Origin of the sequence: Streptomyces sp. NPDC049954, assembly GCF_040656295.1 — a bacterium.
Taxonomy (GTDB): Bacteria; Actinomycetota; Actinomycetes; order Streptomycetales; family Streptomycetaceae; genus Streptomyces.
Genome location: NZ_JBFALS010000004.1, coordinates 488,111 through 503,530, shown reverse-complemented (window position 1 = coordinate 503,530; position 15,420 = coordinate 488,111). Strand labels below are relative to the sequence as shown.

16 protein-coding genes and 1 pseudogene are annotated in these 15,420 nt (G+C 66.6%); 10 read left to right on the top strand and 7 right to left on the bottom strand.

Annotated features, from left to right (window positions below):
- Positions 1-55: 55 nt before the first annotated feature.
- The 5 genes and pseudogenes from AB0J21_RS11455 to AB0J21_RS11435 all read left to right on the top strand — a co-directional run bounded on the left by AB0J21_RS11455 (position 56) and on the right by AB0J21_RS11435 (position 4,761).
- Complete coding sequence (locus AB0J21_RS11455; RefSeq protein WP_363145627.1) at positions 56-625, top strand: DUF5987 family protein; 570 nt, start codon at positions 56-58, stop codon at positions 623-625.
- Positions 622-2,274, top strand: coding sequence for a GMC family oxidoreductase (locus AB0J21_RS11450; protein WP_363145626.1), 1,653 nt, complete (start codon positions 622-624; stop codon positions 2,272-2,274). Before AB0J21_RS11455 ends, AB0J21_RS11450 begins: the two co-directional genes overlap by 4 nt.
- The gene (locus AB0J21_RS11445; RefSeq protein ID WP_363145625.1) at positions 2,271-3,380 is read left to right on the top strand and encodes a carboxymuconolactone decarboxylase family protein; all 1,110 of its coding nucleotides are present in this window, start codon (positions 2,271-2,273) and stop codon (positions 3,378-3,380) included. Before AB0J21_RS11450 ends, AB0J21_RS11445 begins: the two co-directional genes overlap by 4 nt.
- 88 nt (positions 3,381-3,468) lie before the next feature.
- Positions 3,469-3,777 (top strand): annotated as a pseudogene (locus tag AB0J21_RS11440) (integrase); the annotation flags it as partial.
- A 105-nt stretch (positions 3,778-3,882) separates the two neighbouring features.
- Entirely contained in the window at positions 3,883-4,761 is an 879-nt protein-coding gene (locus AB0J21_RS11435; protein ID WP_363145624.1) for a hypothetical protein, read from the top strand.
- 217 nt (positions 4,762-4,978) lie between these two features.
- On the opposite strand, the gene AB0J21_RS11430 is transcribed toward AB0J21_RS11435, so the two are convergent.
- On the bottom strand, positions 4,979-5,746 hold the full coding sequence (locus AB0J21_RS11430; RefSeq protein WP_363145623.1) for a hypothetical protein: 768 nt from the start codon (positions 5,744-5,746) through the stop codon (positions 4,979-4,981).
- A gap of 461 nt (positions 5,747-6,207) precedes the next feature.
- On the opposite strand from AB0J21_RS11430, the gene AB0J21_RS11425 reads away from it, so the two are divergent.
- Positions 6,208-6,495 (top strand): helix-turn-helix domain-containing protein, encoded by a 288-nt coding sequence (locus AB0J21_RS11425; RefSeq protein WP_363145622.1) that lies wholly within the window; start codon positions 6,208-6,210, stop codon positions 6,493-6,495.
- Between the two features lie 109 nt (positions 6,496-6,604).
- A complete protein-coding gene (locus AB0J21_RS11420) occupies positions 6,605-8,020 on the top strand; it encodes a hypothetical protein (protein ID WP_363145621.1) in 1,416 nt (471 codons plus the stop codon).
- A gap of 114 nt (positions 8,021-8,134) precedes the next feature.
- Here AB0J21_RS11420 and AB0J21_RS11415 read toward each other — a convergent pair whose 3' ends face one another.
- The 4 genes from AB0J21_RS11415 to AB0J21_RS11400 all read right to left on the bottom strand — a co-directional run bounded on the left by AB0J21_RS11415 (position 8,135) and on the right by AB0J21_RS11400 (position 11,261).
- Positions 8,135-9,703 carry a caspase family protein gene (locus tag AB0J21_RS11415; RefSeq protein ID WP_363145620.1) on the bottom strand — a complete coding sequence of 523 codons (1,569 nt, stop codon included), beginning with the start codon at positions 9,701-9,703 and terminating at the stop codon, positions 8,135-8,137.
- Positions 9,693-10,052, bottom strand: coding sequence for a hypothetical protein (locus AB0J21_RS11410; RefSeq protein WP_363145619.1), 360 nt, complete (start codon positions 10,050-10,052; stop codon positions 9,693-9,695). Before AB0J21_RS11410 ends, AB0J21_RS11415 begins: the two co-directional genes overlap by 11 nt.
- A gap of 105 nt (positions 10,053-10,157) precedes the next feature.
- Positions 10,158-10,346 (bottom strand): hypothetical protein, encoded by a 189-nt coding sequence (locus AB0J21_RS11405; RefSeq protein WP_363145618.1) that lies wholly within the window; start codon positions 10,344-10,346, stop codon positions 10,158-10,160.
- 75 nt (positions 10,347-10,421) lie between these two features.
- The gene (locus AB0J21_RS11400) at positions 10,422-11,261 is read right to left on the bottom strand and encodes a GIY-YIG nuclease family protein (RefSeq protein ID WP_363145617.1); all 840 of its coding nucleotides are present in this window, start codon (positions 11,259-11,261) and stop codon (positions 10,422-10,424) included.
- Between the two features lie 116 nt (positions 11,262-11,377).
- On the opposite strand from AB0J21_RS11400, the gene AB0J21_RS11395 reads away from it, so the two are divergent.
- The 3 genes from AB0J21_RS11395 to AB0J21_RS11385 all read left to right on the top strand — a co-directional run bounded on the left by AB0J21_RS11395 (position 11,378) and on the right by AB0J21_RS11385 (position 14,110).
- Positions 11,378-12,694, top strand: a complete 1,317-nt coding sequence (locus AB0J21_RS11395) for a DNA cytosine methyltransferase (RefSeq protein ID WP_363145616.1) — start codon at positions 11,378-11,380, stop codon at positions 12,692-12,694.
- Positions 12,691-13,479 carry a very short patch repair endonuclease gene (locus AB0J21_RS11390; protein WP_363145615.1) on the top strand — a complete coding sequence of 263 codons (789 nt, stop codon included), beginning with the start codon at positions 12,691-12,693 and terminating at the stop codon, positions 13,477-13,479. The genes AB0J21_RS11395 and AB0J21_RS11390 overlap by 4 nt, the downstream gene beginning before the upstream one ends.
- Positions 13,480-13,546: 67 nt before the next feature.
- Complete coding sequence (locus AB0J21_RS11385; protein ID WP_363145614.1) at positions 13,547-14,110, top strand: HD domain-containing protein; 564 nt, start codon at positions 13,547-13,549, stop codon at positions 14,108-14,110.
- Here the strand turns inward: AB0J21_RS11385 and AB0J21_RS11380 are convergent.
- Together AB0J21_RS11380 and AB0J21_RS11375 are read right to left on the bottom strand one after the other, a co-directional pair.
- A complete protein-coding gene (locus tag AB0J21_RS11380; protein ID WP_363145613.1) occupies positions 14,098-14,565 on the bottom strand; it encodes an NUDIX domain-containing protein in 468 nt (155 codons plus the stop codon). The two genes, AB0J21_RS11385 and AB0J21_RS11380, sit on opposite strands and share 13 nt — an antisense overlap.
- On the bottom strand, positions 14,552-15,325 hold the full coding sequence (locus AB0J21_RS11375) for an XRE family transcriptional regulator (protein WP_363145612.1): 774 nt from the start codon (positions 15,323-15,325) through the stop codon (positions 14,552-14,554). Before AB0J21_RS11375 ends, AB0J21_RS11380 begins: the two co-directional genes overlap by 14 nt.
- Positions 15,326-15,420: the final 95 nt, after the last annotated feature.

Below are 15,420 nucleotides of genomic sequence, written 5' to 3'. Positions count from 1 at the left end.
AGCGCACTGACACAGACCGCCAGACGGCTTTCGCCGCGTGCCGAGGGAGTCCGCCATGTCAGACCCGGAAGACCGGGAAGACCGGGAGTCGAGAACCGCGGTTCTCGAAGCCTTCGCCGACACGATCATCCCCGGCGAGAAACGCCACCCCGGCGATCGCGCGGTCGCCGGGGTGAGCACGGACGGGGGCGCGGTGGCCTCGGGCGCGATCGACGTCCTCGAAACACCCGAGGGCGGCATGGCCCCGGCCCTCGACGACCTGGCCCGGGCGCTCGACGGGCACGCCGTCCGCTTCCGCGCCGAGCACGGACTGCCCCCGGACGACCGGGAACCGTTCGTCGGGCTGGGCTACGCGGACCGGCTGACGCTGGTCGGCGAACTGCTCGCGCCCGACCACCCGGAGCGCGTGATGTGGGCGGGTCTCGCGATGTTCAGCTTCATGGCCTTCGACACGGGCGCGCACCTGCACACCGTCGACGCCATCGCGTCCGGCCACCCGGGCCTGAGGATCCTCGGTTTCGCGCCCCCCGACAAGGACGGGCTGTGGCGCTTCCCCTCCTACTCCTACGGCCGTCGACTGGCCGACATCCACCCCGACACCGACCGCTCCGGGAGCCCCGCGTGAACGCCACCGAGAACACGGACGTGCTGATCGTCGGCAGCGGCTTCGGCGGCGCGATCACCGCCTACCATCTCGCCGCGGGCGGGGCGCGGGTGACCGTACTGGAGCGCGGGCCCTGGCTGAACAGCGAGGAGTTCGACCACGACTTCAAGTTCGGCTCCTCGACCACCCGCGTCTTCGACTTCGTCGTCGGCGACGGGATGAGCGTGCTCGGCGGCAACTGCGTGGGCGGCGGCAGCGTCGTCTACTTCGCCACCATGCCCCGCGCCCCGCGCTTCGTCTTCGAGCGGCACGGCTCCGTCGGGCGGCGGATGTGGCCGGCCGCCATCGACCGCGACGTCCTCGAACCCTGGTACGACCGGGTCGCCGAGGCGCTGCCGGTCAAACCCACCTCGTGGGACGAAGTGCCGTACATCGGCGGGGTGTTCGCCGCCGCCTGCCGGGCAGCCGGGCACACCGCGAACCCGTCCCCGTCCGCCGTGGACACCAGCCTGTGCACCAACTGCAACTGGATGATGTCCGGCTGCCGCTTCGACGCCAAGCGCTCCCTGCTGCTCAACTACCTGCCCGCCGCCCTCTCCCACGGGGCGGAGATCAGGCCCCTGCACGAGGTGCAGCGGATCAACCGGCTGGACGACGGCGGCTACCGGGTGCACTACACCACCGTCGACGAGGTCGACTACCGGCAGCACACCGGCTCCGGCACCATCGACGCGAAGATCGTGATCCTCGCGGCCGGCAGCGCGGCCACCCCCGTCATCCTCCAGCGCTCCGAGGACGAACTCGGCCCGATGCCGCACGCGGTCGGCCGCTACTTCTCCGGCAACGGCGAACGGCTGAACACCGCGGTCCTGGACGACGACAAGGTACGGGAACTGCTCGGGCTCTCGCGTGACGAGGCCGAGGCGTACGGCGCGTACCAGATCGGCCGCGGACCGGTCGTCGCCTCCTGGGACCGCCTCGACGCCGGCCTGCCCGAGTACGAGCGCTTCTCCCTGGAGCAGCTGTACTTCCCGCCCGGCTTCGGCACCATCCTGGCGCAGGTCCCGGACGCGACGGGCCCGACCTGGTTCGGGCCGCAGAAGAAGGAGATGCTGCGCGACTGGCGCTCCTGGCTCACGGTCTTCACCATGTCGGAGGACGACAACGAGGGCGTGTTCGGGCCGCCGCCGCCCACCGGCAACTCCGAGCGACTCTCCCAGCAGCTCCTGGGCTTCGGCCCGCTGCGCTACCGCCCCACCGCGAACACGCGCCGAGGCTGGGAGGTCTCGGACGCGGCCGTACGGCAGATACTCGAACACGACGGCCTGTCCCGCGTGATGCCGTGGACCAACGACGTGGTCGGCGCGTACACCGTGCACCCGCTCGCCTCGTGCCGCATCGGCGACGACCCGGCGACCTCGGCGCTCGACGACCGCCACGAACTGCGCGGCCACCCCGGCATCTTCGTGACCGACGGTTCGGCGGTGCCCGGCGCGCTGACGGTCAACCCGGCCTTCACGATCGCGGCCCTCGCCGAACGCGCGGTGCCCGGCATCGTGCACGCGCTGCGCGAACGCGGCGTCCAGGTCGGCTACGGCGCGCCCGCCCCCGACGGCGGGGGCGCGGCCCGGCGCGGCACCGCGGCGGCCGCCCGCACGGTACTGGGGTGACGGGCGTGGCCCGGATCTCCGCGCGCGCCATGCGCCCACTCGCCCTCGCCCAGATCCGCCACGTCACCCCGGTCCGGCCGGGCGAGGCGGACGGCCTCACCGCCCAGGTGTACCGGAGCGTGGAACGGGAGTTCGGCGTACTAGTGCCCCCGGTGGCGCTGCACTCCCCCGCCCCCGAGACGCTGGCCGCGGCCTGGCTGATGCTCCGGGAGACGCTGCTCGCCCCGGGCCTGGTCGACCGCGCGGTACGGGAGGCGGTGGCCTCGGCCGTCTCGGTGGCGAACGCCTGCCCGTACTGCGTGTCCGTGCACAGTGCCACCCTGCACGGCCTGGCCGGCGGCCGGGACGCCCGGACCATCGCCGCCGGACAGCTCGCGGAGGTGACCGAGCCCCGGCTGCGCGCCGCCGCGACCTGGGCGACGGCGACCGCGCGGCGACCACGGCCGGACGAGGCCCCGCACGTGCCGTTCACCCGGGAACAGGCTCCCGAGTACGCCGGCGTCGCCGTCGTCTTCCACTACCTCAACCGGATGGTCAACACCTTCCTGGAGGACGCCCCGATGCCCCCGAACGCCCCACGGGCCGGGCTCCCCGTGGTGGAGCGCGTGCTCAGCGCCCTGATCCGCGCGACCGGCCGCAGGATCGGCGCCCCCGGAGCCGCACTGGACCTGCTGCCACCGGCACCGGTGCCGGACGACCTCGGCTGGGCCCGGCCGAACCCGGCGATCACCCAGGCCTTCGCCCGGGCCGGCGCCGCCGTGGACCGCGCGGCCCGGCACACCGTGCCCCCGGCTGTCCGAGAACTCCTCGCCACGGAGATCGAGACCTGGGACGGCCAACCGCGCGGCCTCAGCCGCAGCTGGGTGGAGCCCCCACTCACCACCCTCCCCCCGGCCGACCGCCCCGCGGGCCGACTGGCCCTCCTCGTCGCCTTCGCCTCCCACCAGATCGACCCCACCGTCATCGAGGCCTACCGAAAGACCCACCAGGCCGACGCCGACCTGGTGACCCTGGCCTCCTGGGCGGCGCTCTCCGCGGCCCGCCGCACCGCCACATGGCTGCCGGTGCCACCAGCCCCGGAGAACGGACCGGGGCCCCACCGATAACCCCGCGCCCCCCAAAGCCCGCCGCGAAAGGCATCCACCACCACGCAAGTACTGAGGCGCCCACGGAGACGAGGCAGACGCACAGCGGTTCAAGAAGCTGCTCGGAGAGAGCGGAATCGACGACCGCCGCCCGTACGGCCGAAGCCACCACACGGCTGGCACGATCCTGAACGAACTCGGGGTCGACATGCCCACGATCATGGCAATCCTCCGGCACACCCAGATCAGCAGGACTCGCCGCTACGTGCAGGGCCGATCGCACCTGTAGAAAGACGCGATGCGGCACATGGGCGAGTTCTTCGTCCCCGGCCCGCAGCTCACCCCCGACACCCCCGCGACCAGGGATGGGACCACCGACGGCAAAGCGGTGCGGTCCCGGAGACGGCGCCGAATCCGCAGAAAGCAGCGCCCCAGGACGAAGTCACCTTTCGGCCTAGGGACGGTAACAGCAAACGGGTACAGGACTTCCCAGTCCATGGACTGACAGACATGATGTACCGCTGTGAAAGACTTCGTGGTTCCTCTCGCAATCGCAGTCATCGGGCTTGCAGCAGCCGGCTGGGGTGCACTCGTTGGGGCGCGAGCAGCCAGGTTCGGTGCAGAGAAGAACGCCGAGGCCGTTCGACGACAGGTGCAGGACCAAGGTGCCGTCGAGCACGGTCACTGGATGCGGCAAGAGCGCATGACCGCGTATGAGGGCTTCCTTGGAGCTTGGGATGAGTGCCTGCGCATCACCCAGACGCCTGCCGAGGACCACGCTTCCGATTCAGCGGCGCTGGTAACCCTTCGAGTGGCCGCAGTCCGCATGGCTGAGCGAGCACGGCGCATCGCCATACTCGGCCCCTTGGACGTCACGCGTGCCGCTGAGTCTCTGTCCAAGACAATGGAGCGAGACGTAAGGATCGTTGCTCGACTCACCACAGAGGTCCAAGAAGCGATAGCTGACGTGGACGAACGTCCCATCAACAACAACGCCCTAGCCGAGGCGACAGCAGAGTTCCAGCGCCGGAATCGGGACCTCGCAAACCTCGTGACCTCGTATCGGGCACAAGGACGAGACGTGCGTGAATTGGATGGACACCCAATGCTCCGTGCAGCGCTGGAGAGCATGCAGCAGTACCGTCAGGTCTCCAACGCCGCTCGTGACGCACTTACAGAAAACTATGAACGAATCTCAGCAGCGTCGGAGCAAGCGTTCCCGGTGGAAGCAGAACTCATCTTGAACCGGGAACAGCATGAAATCGACCGACAGGCGTTCACACACGCAGCCCGTACGACGCTGAGCACGCCGCCCACACTCTCGACGTCGACTGAGACAGAACTGAGACCTCTGGCTCCCGCAGCAGGCTCACCCGGCGTCGCACTCACACTCACTGAATGACAAAACCCCAGGTCACGAGTTAAGTGACCTGGGGTTCCCACTTGAGCCGCCTTCGGGATTCGAACCCGAGACCTACGCATTACGAGGGCCCGCGCAATCATCCCGGGTGGTGCTGGGCAGTGCCGCAGAATCCCGTTTCCCCAGGTCAGAGACCTAGGCCCCGCAACCCGCGTGCCGCCCAATCCACCCTGTCCCACCCAGTCCGCTCACGCACCGCTCACGCAATTCCGTCGCCCCGGGCAGTCGGGCTGAGCTGCTTCTGGAGCTCCTCGATCCGGCTGCTCGTAGCAGCAGCACGCTGCTGCTGGCGGCGGAGCTGCTCCTTCGCCTTGGTCAGCTCGGCAACGACACGTGCCTGGCCCACCTCACTCCGGGCTGCCTCCACGCCATCGTCGGTATATGCGGGTCCGAGCCGCTTGCTCTCGACAACCCCGCGCCGCGTCTGACACTCCGGGCAGTCGACCACGCGCCGGACGTAGGTGTTCTCCCGGTGCTGGATGAAGGTGGTCACGTGATCGCAGGTGAGGATCAGCTCCCAGGCGTCCAGGTCCTTCTTGCGTTCCTCGGCAGGGGGGAAGGTCTTAAAGAGTCGAGTGAGCTTCTCGATCTGCGCCGGCCCCACCGGTGGCGGCGGACAGCACAGACCGCAGTGCCTCACGCGCGACCCGCCTGTGCCCCAGCGGCCGCTCTTGCAGTCTGGGTGCAGCTCCCGGAACCGCTCTTCCATGACGTCGTAGTCGCGCTTCTCCTCTTCGGTGAGGTACATGAGCCCCGGCCAGCTCCCCAAGCCGTCGTACATGGGTTCGCCGCATCCCCGACATGGCACCCCGGCCTTGTACTCGTCCCAGGTGAGCCGTGTACCTTCACGCGCCCATGCTTCACGCCGCTCCGTGTCCCGGCGATCCTCCTCCTCGGCGGCAAGTGCCTCGCGGCGCGCTCGCGCAGCTGCACGCTTCGCCTTCTGCTCATCAGTGAGCTTGGCCATCGATTCCCCCCGGAGGACTTGACGCGTACGGGGCTTACAAAGCTAGTGCGCCTGCGCGGCCGACGGGGAAGCTACAGGATCGAAGGCTCAACCCGGGACGCAACGGTTGGTCCTTCACCCTAAAGCGTGATCTGACTGCCCATCGGGCCCGGGCTGCGACCTCACAGAGCACCATCCACCAGAGAACATCGGTGAAGGAGGCCCAACGGTGGACCCCACGGAACGTTCGCTTCGCAGTCGCCTCGCTGCCCACCTCAGCTGGGCAAACACGGCGGACCGTCCCGCCCGTACCGAAGCGGCACGCAAAGCGAGCGAGTCCCGCTTTCTGAGCGAGGCTCGGAAACTCCACCCCACGGGTACGTCAAAGCAGATCGAAGACGCCGCCCAGTCGCTGCGCAAGGCGCACTACGCGAGGCTCGCCCTCCTGTCCGCGCAGGCCAGGCGCGCCAGGAAGGCGACCAATGGGAAGTGAAACGGAAACGGACGTGCCGGAACGCGGCCCGAAGCGGCGCTACACCTATCCCGAGGCTGCCGAGGTCCTCCGCGTCAGGGAACGGTGGCTCCGCGACAACATCAGGCGCCTGCCTCACTCAAGGAAGGGCGTCACTGTGACCTTCTCTGAGGCCGATCTGGACGCGATCGACACCATGTTCCACCACCCTGTCGCGCCCGTTGCTTCTGCCCACGCGTATGGCACCAACCCGCTGGCTGCCATCAAGCCCAGCAGGCCCCGAAGACGCAAGCCATAGCTGCGCCTTCGATGCTGACCGTCCACGACTCCATGCGTGCTTCGCCTTCCAGGAGCGACCACCCGTACGAGTCATTGCACCTAGCTGAATCCCGGGATGAGCTGTCGCCATGCATCGTTGGTCTCCCCTGAACGAACGGCAGCTCGCCCTGCTCGGCCTGCTCGCAAGCGGCAAGGAGTCCGAGGCTTGGGACCCCGGTGAGTTCCGCACGGCCTACGCGCTGCGCGACCGAGGGCTGGTGACGATCAAGCGTAGCGGGGGTGAGGTAGATGCCCAGGTCACCGAGGCAGGCACCTTTTATGTCCAGCACGGTCACCACCCGGACGACCCCGCGCACACCAAGGAACGGAAGGCGGCCAAGGGGAAGGAGGCAGGCAGCACCCGCTCAGCGTCCTACGCCGACAGGCCAGTCGCACTCGCCCGTCGGACCAAGGCGAAGAAGCTCATCGAGCGCCTCGTTACGGACAGGCGGGTCACCGTCACCAAGCCCGACGACGCCACAGTGACGGAGTGGCGACGCGTGATCGACTACGCGAAACGCCACAGCCTCATCCCTGCGGGCAAACGCATCGAGAGTCTCCGCATGTTGAATCGCGACCTGCAGATCTCTCTGGTCGAGGGGCCACACCCCAACTCACTGAGGCAGGGGCCGAATAAGGCGCCGCCCGTCCATGTACCCACTCAGTTGCGCTCTCCGCATCCGGCCGTGGCCGCGCTGAGAGACGACGAGGGCCGGCTCGTCATGCCCGCCCCGCTGCGCCGCCGATCGCTGCTGCTTCTCCAGGGCCTCGCCGCCGAGGCAGTACGCCGAGGGCACAAGGTGAAAGAGCATGAAGTTCCCTCCCGCCGGCGCAGCCATGCCTACACGCACTACGGGCGGCACTACCCTTCCAGCTACTCCCTCCGTGAGGGCGAACTGGGCTTGGTCGTGAACAGCTTCACCTACACCGTCAAGATCCAGCAGGAGTCTCCCCAGTCCACCGACCCAGAGCGCTCGAAGAGCCTCGTGATCGAACTCGGCTACAGCCGATCCAGCAGGCAGTCCCGCTGGGCCGATCGCAAGCGCTGGGTGCTGGAGGACATCCTGGGAGCCGTTCTCCGGGAGATCGAGACCCGCGCTGTAGAGGACGCGCAGCGGAAGGCGGACGAGGAGCGGGCCAAGGCCAATCGCGAGGTCCAATGGCGGGCGGCCATGGAGAAGGCAAAGGAGCTGGCCGCGCAGGAACAGTACGCCGAGGTACTCCGTGCGCAAGCCGGCCAGTGGCAGGAAGCGGAGAGCCTGAGCGCCTACTGCAACGCCCTGGAGCGTCGGCTGGCAGAGGCGGCCGGGGAAGATGAGGTGGCGGTGGCATCGGCCCACGGTTGGTTGGCCTGGGCACGCCGTTACGTTCAGAGGCTCGACCCACTGACCCGTCTACCCGCCAAGCCCACCGCTCGCGAACCGAAGCCCGAGGAGTTGGCACCTCACCTGAACGGCTGGAGCCCACACGGCCCCGAGGCGCACCGTGGATGGGGAGCCGACTGAGGAAAGGTCAGCGGGCCACGAGCAAGGCCGCCCCAGCCGTGCTCGTTCTGGCCTCGCCCCTTGGGCAAGACCAGCACGAGCACCCGTCCACTCGGACAGCAAGCCAGCCGAAAACTACGCGCCGTAGAGCTCGGGGGTGCTATCCCATACTCGCGTGCCGCAGTAGTACCGGGTCGCGCTCGGGTATTCAACATCCCGCTCCCGATACATTACGACGTATCCCGACAAGGCACTGATTTGCCATTCCGTCCCCAGCGCTTCCGCCAAGAGTCGGAATGCTTCATCTGCGGAAATCACACCCTCGGGCATTTCCACTGAAACGGCTTCAATTTCGCTCCCCTGATAGGCGAATCTGAAAACATAGGGGAGCTTCCCCTTGATCAGGGTGGCGAACTCAAGTGCCGTCATCCGTCCGTGCGGCCCATCATTTCGAATTACCCAGGCGAGATTGATGGGATATAGCGCGTCAAAGTGTCGAGACTTCAGTACCGTACGATCTCGATTCCGCCCGGGGTCCGAGTTGCCGAAGCCGTTCATACGCCAAGGGGCATCTTCCCCTTGATCGAGCAAGCGATTAATTAGCAAGCGCGCGGGATAAACTACAGACAGGTCGTCTTCTACGTACAACCGCGTGAAGGAAATCTCGCTCACATCTATGTTGAGGCGTCCGCTAATTTTCACCATCTGCGCTTGAAGCCGCTGCTGCAGCGACCTGTCGGATTGCCCTACATAGACAATTCGACTGCCAGGACCTCCCTGACTGCGATGCAACTGGTAGACTCCCGGCGAATCGTCGAGCGCGTCCAGACTCTCATGCGTGAGAGCGACTGGATCTTGCTTTTCCATGAGCTGAATAAACAGCTCCTCGGCCTCCGTGGTGATCAGCCTGACTGTGAGATCGCCAGCACGCTCGTCGCTTCGACCGGGGGGACGAAAGGCTATATTTCGAGCGAAGGTGTACAGATCTGCGGTGTCTGTACCGCGCCGGTTTGGCGCTGGAAGACCCCGAGCCATAACCAATGGGCGAAGTTCACGGTAGATATCACCTAGCGTAAGCGCCGAAGGACCGTCTTGAATACCTTGGCGCACAATATCCAGAAACGCGCGGGTGAAGGAGGTAGGGGCGGTAATCTGCTCAGCCAGCGGCGCGACGTGTGCCGTACCATCTGACGCAGTCAACGTATAAGCGCCACTCACGGCGGTGGCATCCGCGAAGTGGCCGTCGCCGCCAGCCGACAACCCCTGAATGGCGCGACCAGAATAGCAACAGTCCAGGATCACGATTTTTACCTGTGCCGGGCTCCCCATCACAATGCGCCGAACCTTGGGGTACTCCAGTCCCGTCAGATCTGGATCGCGCAAATCCGTACCGCAGACCGCAAGGCACACATCGCCCAAGTCCGAGATTACGCCGTGTCCCACAAAGTAGACCAATAGCGTATCGCTGGTCTGCTCCGCGATCCGCCTGAGCTGCTGCGCAAGCGCGGCTGCATTCTCAGGGTTCTCGATGATGGTCACGCGATCTTCTGGCCACCCGCAAAGTTCAGGGTCGATCAACGCGTCAGCCATGCCGCGCACGCTATTGAGTGCGGCCGGCACCGCAGGAAATGAGGGGTCTTGATAAGTTGAGACGCCTATGAGTACCGCATGCGATTCACCATGACTGATATCCTCAGTCTCCACTGGGGCCATCCATGAAGCGCTTGATCAGGTCCTCTGCCTCATCCGCACTACTGGCTTCAATCTCCAGTGTTCGTTCAGCTCGCGTAATAGTGATCCGCAGCTTCGGATCGCTGCGGCGGCTCTGCAGCCAGGTCGCAACAGTGCTAGCAAGCACGGTGGCGATCCCACCAGACCCCAGCGCCACAGAAACCACTTCGAACGCACCGCCCAGCTGTCCAGGCTCGGGGCTGCTCCGTACCTGCCGCACTCGGCCCTGCAGACGACGCTCATCCCGAAGCCATTCAGACAGCCCGATGAGATCGTCGATGGTCTTCGACGACTGCAGCCTGAGTTCTACGTTTACGTTCACACAGCCCCCACCTGTCCCCTTGCCGCACGGCCACCGGCCAGCAGAGGTTCCACCCTACGGTCACCCTCGAGGGAAGACCACATCCTCAGGTGACACCCGGGGGTCTCACAGCGTGCCGTTGTCCACGAGGTCTCGAATCGCGTCAGCCTCGCGGCGAATGATGATTCGCCCGTCCCCGCCGCTGTAGATGAGGACAGCGGCGCCTGGAGACAAGCCAGCCTCCGCGAGCAGCCCCAAAGGGGTCTCGACGGTGCCAACGTCCGTCACAACGGCCTCAGCAGGTTCCCTGATCACGTCGCTAGTGTGTCACCTCGCGCCACGCTGGTAGCCAGCGTCCGTCTGAAGGCAGTGCGATGCGTCGTGGCCCGATCAGTCTCCGAAGATCGGCTGATCTACTTCGACATCTCCCGCCGGCTCAGCCTCCGGCACTGCGTTGAGCGACTTACCGGCACGGTAGTACCGCCAGGCGCTCTTGTACTCGCTGGGGCTGTCGTCGTACATGATCACGTAGCCCATGAGGGCGGTGACCTGCCACTTGGCTGGTATCTCCGCCGAGACCAGGTGAAAAACGTCGTCAGCTGTCATCCCAGCCGCTGGAACGTCGACGCGTCGGGTCTTGAATTCCGCCGACTTCCCGTATCGGAAGTTATACGGGAGCCCGGCCTTGGTCGCGTCCAGCAGTTGCTGCAGCGTCATCCCGCCAGACCGCAGGCCCTCGATCGGCCGGTCCAGGTCGATGGGGAAGAGGACGTCAAAGTGGTTCTGCTTGAGGACGGTGCTGTCCCGCTGGCGGCCGGGGTCCTTGTTGCCGAAGCCGTTGTTGTTCCAGGGGATTTCGCCGTTGCCCTTGTAGTGGGTGATCAGCAACTGTTCCGGGGCGAGGGCGGAGAAGTCCTCCGCCACGTACAGGCACGAGAAGGCCATCTCGTCCAAGGTGATGTTGCGTCGCCCCGAGATCTTGCGTAGGTGGTTGCGGAGGCGGGTCGGCAGCGACTTGTCGGCCTTGCCGACGTAAACGAACTCGCCGTTCAAGTAGAGCTGGTAGACCCCGGGCTTCTCTTTGAGTCGCGCAAGGTTCTCCTCGGTGAGAGGTGCCCGTGCCAGCACCTTCAGGGCCTTGGCCAGCTGGTCACCCAGTGCCCTGGTGATGCTGAGGGTGAAGTCCTTGTGGTACTGCGTCCCGTCGTCGGAGCCCACCACCGGCGTCATCGGTCCCACTCCCTTGTCGGCATGATCGCGGGCAGCATATCGGCGACCTGTACATACTAACGAACCTTCAGCTCGAAGCGGCTTGAAGATCTACAACTCCGCGGTATGCTTTTGCAATGGCTGAACTGCAAGAAAGATCAAAGAAGGACCGCACGGGTGTCGAGCTATTCGCTGGCGCCGGCGGTCTGGCCATGGCCGTCCACCGTGCCGGCTTCCGCCCCCTGCTCTTCAATGAGTTCGCCAAGCGGGCGTGCGAGACCCTGGAGGCCAACGGGGCCCAGCGGCTACCCGACGGCCAGAAGCCGACCCGGGCTCCCGAACCCGGCGAGAAGGTGCCCCTCGTCGCGGGCGATGTCCAGGAACTCGACATGGACTACCTGGCCGGCGAAGTGGACGTCCTCGCTGGCGGACCGCCTTGCCAACCGTTCAGCCTCGGTGGCGTCGCCAAGGGCGACGAAGACAAGCGGAACATGTTCCCGCAGGTGTTCAAGGCCGTCCGGCAAATCCAGCCGAAGGCCGTAATCTGCGAGAACGTCCGTGGTCTGCTCAGGCCCTCATTCCGTCGCTACTTCGACTACATCCAGCGCGAGCTGGAGTTGCCTTTCGAGGAGCGAGTCGACGGCACCGACTGGGAGCAGCACTACGAGTACCTGCTGGAGCGCCGCGAGAAGGAGCCGGACGACCCCAGGAAGCGGTACGACACCGTCATGATGCCGGTGAACGCAGCCGACTACGGAGTCCCACAGATCCGCAATCGCGTGATCATCGTCGCGTTTCGTCGCGACCTGGGCGTCGATCTTCAGCTCTTCAAAGACCTCGTGAGGCCGACACACTCCGAGACTGCGCTCTTCCGCTCCATGGAGGACGAGAGCTACTGGGAGCGGCACGCGAGTGTGCCCGACCACGTGCGCGAGTGGGTCATGGCCCGCCTCCCGAAGACCATGCCCATGGACGACGGCCTGCTCCCCTGGCACACCCTGCGCGACGCGATCGCCGGCATCGGCGACAATAAGCCACTGCCAGAGGTACCGGACGAGTGGCTGGACCGCACCGAGCACTTCCTCGGCGGGCTCACGGAACACATCGGCTGGCCCGGTGCCCGCATCTACGACGGACACACCCCCAACGAACTCGACCGCCCGGCGAAGACCGTCAAGGCCGGCGTGCACGGCGTGCCCGGTGGCGAGTCGGTCATGCTCTTGGACGAGCTGGTGGCCGACAAGGCCGCTCAGGGCGGCGTCCGTTACAAGTACCGGTACATGACGGTCCGCGAAACCGCTCGCGTCATGACCTTCCCCGACACGTGGGAGCTCAAGGGCCCGCGAGGGGAGAAGATGCGCCAGCTCGGCAACGCCGTACCCGTTGCCCTTGGCGAGGTCTTCGCCAAGGCGGTCGCCACCGTCCTGGACGAGGCGGAGGAGCGCCAGAAATGACGGCGCCGACCAGCAGAGCGCAGAGCGGCTGGAAGCACGACACGCCGCCGGACCGGGCGTGGAAGGGGCGCCCCGGCAGGGCACGCTCCGCCATCGCCGCTGAGCAGGACCGGGCGGCCGGCGGCCGTCACAGACGATCAGTGGACCTCGGCGAGGGGCGCTTTGCCCGGGCCTCTGTAGAGCTGAAGGTACTTCCCGACACACGACGCATTCGCGCGTACCTGCGCTGGTCCGACGGCGGCAAGTCCCCGGCCCGCTACCTCGGACAGGTCGAGCACGAGACTCGGGCCGCGAACCTCGCCGAGGGTTGGAGGGTGGCCTGGGAAAAGGGCCTTCTCACCGAGGAACCGCCGACTGAGGGCTCCTGGGCTTCCTCGCCATCCGTGCGTGCGGTGATGCGGGGCAACAGGAACAAGGACACCCGGCCAGAGCTGCGACTCCGCTCCTTGCTGCACAAGCAGGGTCTCCGCTACCGCGTAGCGGCACGGCCGCTGCCCGAACTGCGACGAACCGCCGATGTGTTGTTCTCCAAGCCGAAGGTCGCGGTCTTCGTCGACGGCTGCTACTGGCATGGATGCCCCGAGCACCTTCGGGAGTCACACAAGAACGCTGAGTTCTGGCGTAGCAAGATCGAGGGCAATCGCGCTCGCGATGCCGAGACCGACCGCCTGCTCGGTGCAGCGGGGTGGACCGTCGTCCGCGTCTGGGAACACGAAGATCCGGTGGATGCCTGCGCTCGAATCGAGGACATCGTGCGACAGGCATCAAGGGGCGTGACTGGCTAAAGTCCGCTCCCGGAAAGTAGGTCCACGGCCTCATACTTCCCGCCACCATTGAGGTATAAGGCATGGCATGAACGATTCGATCGTTGAGTGGGCGATCCAGGTGGCAGAGACAGAGCTACGGGCCTCCCTTCCACGGCGGTGGGCGCACATCCAAGGCGTGGCTGGCCGTGCGACCGAGATTAGGTCCGCTCTAGGCAAGGATTCCTCTCTGCTCATCAGCGCCGCCACGCTGCACGATGTCGGGTACGCGCCGCGGCTAGCCACCACAGGGTTCCATCCGCTGGACGGGGCCCGGTTCCTCCGTGACGAGTACAGGGCCGACGAGCGGCTGGTGCGGTTGGTCGCGAATCACTCGTTTGCGCTTCTGGAGGCCGAGGAGCGCGGTCTGCGCGAGGATCTCGCGACGGAGTTCCCCCTGCTGGAGGAGCCGCTGCTGGTGGACGCCCTCGTGTACTGCGACATGACGACCACGCCTGACGGCGACCGAACCACAGCGCAGGACCGGGTCGCGGAGATCATCAGCCGCTACGGGGACGACAGCGTGGTCGGGCGGTTCATCCGCCGGGCGGCTCCGGAGATCTTTGCCTCCGTGGAGCGGGTGGAAGCCGCCCTGACGGCTCAGCCGAGGTAGGGGTAGGTGCCAGCGAGGTAGTCCCCGATCTGCTGGCGCATGCTCGGGTGGATGTCGTACTGGTCGAGGTCGGCTGGCTGGACGAAGCGAACGCCGTCGGCCTCGTCGTTGATCGTGGGCACTCCGCCGACGGGCCGGCCGATGTAGGTGTTCTCGTACTGCTGGCGGATCTCGCCGTCGGTGTAGGCGACGATGTGGTTCGGGTTGGTGTAGACGCCGAGGAACCCGGTGAGCTCCGCGATGATGCCAGTCTCCTCCAGGCACTCGCGCACCGCGCATTCGGCCGCGGTCTCGCCGATGTCCTGAGCTCCGCCGGGGAGGGCCCACTGGCCGGTGTCGCGCCGACGCTGGAGGAGGATGGCGCCCGTCTCGTCGGCGACGAGCAGGTTGCTGGCCGGGATGAGGGTGTTCGCCTTCGGAGCAGACGGGTCGTTGAAGTACTCAGTCCTGCCCATGGTCGGCGGTCCTCTCCTGGTCGGGTGCCCATTGTCTCGCTGCGGCCCAGACAGCGTCGAAGCTTTCAGCGTAGTTGTCGAACCACCCTGTATTGCCAGCCCTCTTGAGGTGCAGGAGGGGGTTGGCGCTGGCCGGTTGACCCCAGATGTGTGGGTTGACGAGCAGGTTGTCGTCGTAGCGGAACATGGACGTGTAGAGGGTGGTGTCGTGGAGGCGTACGTCGCACCCGGCCTCGCCCAGCAGCGGACGGTAGTACGTCAGTGAAGCGCGGATCTTGGCGGCGAGGGTGTCGCCGATTCCCTCCTCGCGGCCCCGTACGGCGACTGCCTGCCCACCGGGATCGCCGAAGCACAGGCGAACCCGCACGCCGTCGGCGGCGCGCTCGGAGAGCATCTTGGCGACGTGGGGGTTGGACTGGGCGAAGAAGGTGCCGGAGAAGACGAGGACGCCGATCTCGTGCCGAGCCTCTCGCAGCAGTGTGAGCCATACGTCCCGGGGCACGCTGGCCCGGTTCTGGTAGGTGCCGACCAGCTCGGTGCCTAACCCGTCCTTCGGCCGGCCTGGACGCTTGGACGGCTCGGGCCAGAGAAAGGTCTCTTCGACGCGCAGGTGTCGCGCGACGCGGAAGCGGTGCCGTGCATGGGGAATCCGTCCGCCCAGCCATCGGCTGACCGTCTTGGGATCCACCTCGCAGATCTCGGCGAGTGCGTCGGGCGAGACGCCGCGTTGGCCGAGCACGGTGCGCAGTCGGTTGTTCACAGCAGCCATCGAATCGGCACGGCGCGTGATCGCGCAAGGACGTTTCGGGACGCAGTCCGCTGTAGTGGAACCTCGCGGACTGCCTACTCTGGCGG